General features: G+C 69.4%; 3 protein-coding genes. 1 reads left to right on the top strand and 2 read right to left on the bottom strand.

The window, feature by feature from the left end:
• Positions 1-235 precede the first annotated feature (235 nt).
• Positions 236-1,576: a septum formation family protein gene (locus ACRDUX_RS38070; RefSeq protein WP_526422268.1), complete on the top strand. Its 1,341-nt coding sequence runs from the start codon at positions 236-238 to the stop codon at positions 1,574-1,576.
• Here ACRDUX_RS38070 and ACRDUX_RS38065 read toward each other — a convergent pair.
• A complete protein-coding gene (locus ACRDUX_RS38065) occupies positions 1,573-2,370 on the bottom strand; it encodes an ABC transporter permease (RefSeq protein ID WP_526422266.1) in 798 nt (265 codons plus the stop codon). The two genes, ACRDUX_RS38070 and ACRDUX_RS38065, sit on opposite strands and share 4 nt — an antisense overlap.
• On the bottom strand, positions 2,348-2,667 hold a 320-nt coding region (locus tag ACRDUX_RS38060; RefSeq protein ID WP_526422264.1), incomplete at its 5' end, for an ABC transporter permease subunit. The genes ACRDUX_RS38065 and ACRDUX_RS38060, both read right to left, overlap by 23 nt.

Here is a 2,667-nt window from a genome sequence, read left to right as displayed (position 1 = left end):
CGTGAATTCACCGTGAATCAGTAGACACCCTCGGCTCCGCGCGACGCGGTGGAATCGGCATGACCATCAGGTAACGACGTGTCCTCAGTCCGTCGGCGGGCAGGTCACGGTCCATGGGTGCACGTGGCGTGGCCTCTGCGGCTGTGCCAAGCTTTATGTCCGTGACTAGCACACCCGGCAAGGTCACCGACGTGGAGAGTGGGAGCGTGCCGACATTTCAGCGGGCCGATAGGCGGTGACGGACCCCCGCACGCCCCCGCCTGCTGGTAGGGGCGCCGCAGACCTCGCGTCCGTGATCGCGGCGCTGGAGGAGAGATGCTCCAGCGGCGATGACCCCACCAGGCGTCGGCTGGCCCACGGCCGTCGGCGAGGGGCCCTGACCATGCTGATGATGGTCCTGCTCGTCGCGGGCGTCATCGAGTTGTTCACGCTGACCCCCGAAGTGCGACCCGCGGTCGACGGTGGCAGCCGCGCCAGCGTCGTCTTCGGCAATGCGCAGACCGGCACCTGCCTCAGCTGGCCCCCGGACGCGCCGGACAAACCGTCGTTCGTGCAGTGCCGCTCCGACCACATGTTCGAGGTCGCGAAACCGGTCGGCATGAACAGCTTCGGAGAACCGTGCCAGCTTGCCGTGCGCGAGTACCTGGGCACCCGCTATGACCCGAGCAGTAGGTTCACGATCAGCGTCCTGTGGGCGGGTGACGCCGACGGCACCAACACCGGCGGCCGAAACCTGTTGTGCGGCTTGCAGCTGCTCGGTCCCGACGGCAAGCCCATTCCCTTCAAGGGCCGCATCGTCGACCTCGACCAGTCGAAGGTCTGGCCCCCGGGGACGTGCCTCGGCATCGACTCGTCCAATCGCTCCACGGACATTCCGGTCGACTGCACGGTACCGCACGCGCTCGAGGTCACCGGCGCCGTCAGCCTGGCCGAACGGTTCCCCGGTACGCGGCCTTCGGACGCCGACCAGCGGGCGTTCATCACCCAGGCCTGCACCAAGGCCGCCGACGCCTACCTGGCCCCCGCCACGTTGGCCCGATCCGACCTGTCGCTTGGCTACGAGACGCTGTCCCCAGCGAGTTGGTTGGCGGGCAGCAGGCAGGTGTCCTGCAGCGTCGGCAGGCCCGCCGAACAGGGCTGGATCGCCTCGACCAGCAGCGCCAGGAATCTGTCACCTGCGGACCTGCCCCCGCCGGCAGCGCCCGAACCCAGTCCGCGCGAGGGGGCGCCGCCACCCGTCTACGAGGAGCCGCTGGTTCCGATCCCCACCGAGGTGCCCGCGAACCCTCCAGCACCGGTAGCGCCACCGCTAGCGCCACCCGTTGTGCCACCGACGACCGAGAGCGCTCCCCCTGCTCCGACGACCACTAGCGCGCCACCGCCTGCCACCACCACGACGACGACCACCGCACCGCCGTCCGAGGAGCCGCCACCGGCCCTCGGGCCAGCGCCGGGCCCCGCGGCCCCGCCGAGTGAAAACAGCGAGTCTCAGCCAGGGATCCTGCAGATCCCCGGCCTCGCACCGATCACGCTTCCCGGCTACGTACCGCCCGAACCCGCTGCGCCACCGCCCTAGCGCAGAGCGGCCCTGCCGCGGATGCGGCCCAACCCGACGAGCGCCACCAGGGTGACCAGCAGCAAGATCGTCGTGCAGGCGGCGGCCTGGAACGCCTGCCCGCGGTCGGTGAGACTGAAGATGCTGACGGGCAACGTCTTCCACGTGGCGGGATAGACCATCACGGTGGCGCCGAGTTCACCCCTCGACAACGCGACGGCCAGCCCTGCCGCCGCGCCGAGAGCCGGCAGCAGCATCGGGAGGGTGATCCGCGTCAGGACCCGAACCGGGCTGGCCCCAAGGGATTCCGCTGCCTGGCGGTAGGCGGGGTCGAGACGGTCCAGTGCTGCGGAGACGGCGCTGAACGAGAAGGCCAGAACGAGCACGGCGTGCGCAAGGATCACGATCCACCTGGTGCCGCCGAGCAGCAGCGGACGGGAGTTGAAGGCGATCAGCAGCCCAAGGCCGATCGCCACCGATGGCACCGCAATCGGCAGGTGGAACACGGCATCGGTGACGCGGGTGAGCCAGGGCGGTGACACGCGCGAGGCGAGTGCCGCCCAGGCACCGAGCACCAGGGCCAATCCGCCTGCGATGACCGCGGTCTGAAGACTGACCGAGAGGCTGGCCAGGTTCTCCCCCGACAGCGCATCCGCGACGTGCGCGAGGCCGAGGTTCGACGGCAGCGCTCCGGTCCACGAACCGGCAAGACCCGCGACCACCACCGTCGCAAGGGGCGCGACGAATACGACGATGACCACGGCGCCGAATACGCCGAGGATGATGGCCCGGCTACGCCTGGTCCACAACAACATCCGCGTCTCCCCTACCTCGTTGGGCCATCGTCCGGGCGAAGATCAACCGGTAGAGCGTGTAGAGGGTGAGCGACAGTGCGATCTGCACCGTGGCGATCACGGCCGCGCCCGGCAGATCGAAGGTCACGATCCCACGGGTGTAGATCAGCACCGGCAGAGTGGTGACACCCTTCGCGCCGGTGAACAGCACGATCCCGAACTCGTTGAGCGTCAACAGCAGTACCAGACTGCCGCCCGCCATCAGGGCGGGCCACGCCTCCGGCATCACGACGCCTCGCAGCACCCGCAGCGGTGAGG

The sequence above is a fragment of the Mycobacterium sp. genome (assembly GCF_050701675.1).
In the GTDB taxonomy this organism is placed as follows: domain Bacteria; phylum Actinomycetota; class Actinomycetes; order Mycobacteriales; family Mycobacteriaceae; genus Mycobacterium.
The sequence above is the reverse complement of the archived record's forward strand: the minus strand, read 5'-3'. Positions and strand labels throughout refer to the sequence as shown.